This is a genomic window from Neisseria sp. P0021.S007 (genome assembly GCF_051956855.1).
Window position 1 is genome coordinate 1 of the sequence record NZ_JBQCXA010000373.1, and the last position, 778, is coordinate 778.

At 52.3% G+C, this 778-nt stretch carries 1 protein-coding gene; it reads right to left on the reverse strand.

Translation table 11 applies throughout. The features are described from left to right. Positions 1 to 188 precede the first annotated feature (188 nt). Positions 189 to 778 (reverse strand): carbonic anhydrase (gene cah / locus ACTHUR_RS13435; protein WP_440399029.1); only part of this gene is annotated, 590 nt, incomplete at its 5' end.

Sequence of the window (778 nt, forward strand, 5' to 3'; positions counted from 1 at the left end):
GATAAGGAAACTGCTATGAAAGAACGCGAAACGGCAAGGTTTCATCCTGATGATTGATGCTGCATTGCGATTCTTCCTTCGAATATACGCCGGACTCGGTGTTCTGAAACCTTAGACCATCATGTAAAAAGGTCGTCTGAAACCTAAATTTGGTCTTCAGACGACCTTTTCATTTACGGCTTTACCGTTTATTCAATGACAACGCGCGCGTTAAGCGGCTGGACGGGGCGGCTGTTGTGCGAGCCGATGGCGCGGGTGAATTTTTCTGCCTGCGCCTGATCGATGTGGTCGTAGGTTTTCAACAGCAGCCACGATACGCCTTCGCTGCACGGCGGTGTGGTCAGCGAACCGGCAAAGCGGTAGTATTTCAGCCGTTTCGGCAACAGGGTGCTGGCGTCGAAGGCTTTGTCGAGGTTTACCTTTCCTTCTTTCATCGGCATCACGTTCCATATCGGAGCCAGGCGGTCGTTGGTTTTGCCGGGTTCGTACAATACTGCCAATACCAAAGGCTGGCGGTTTTCGTCCAAGTGGACGAAGTGGGCTTCCATTGGGAAGGTGCGGCCTTTGATTTGGTTTTCACTGGGTACGTGGAAATGGAATTGTTTCAGGGTGTAGGTGCGGCCGTTCACGCTGAGGGTATTGCCGCCTTCCGGGTAGTTGACTTGAATGGTGTGGCCGTTGTTTTCCACGTTAACCGCGCTCGGCTTGTAATTGACTTTGATGGCAGGCAGTCTGCCGGAGACGGTTTCGGTGATGTTGACGGGGGATTGGTTTTTGC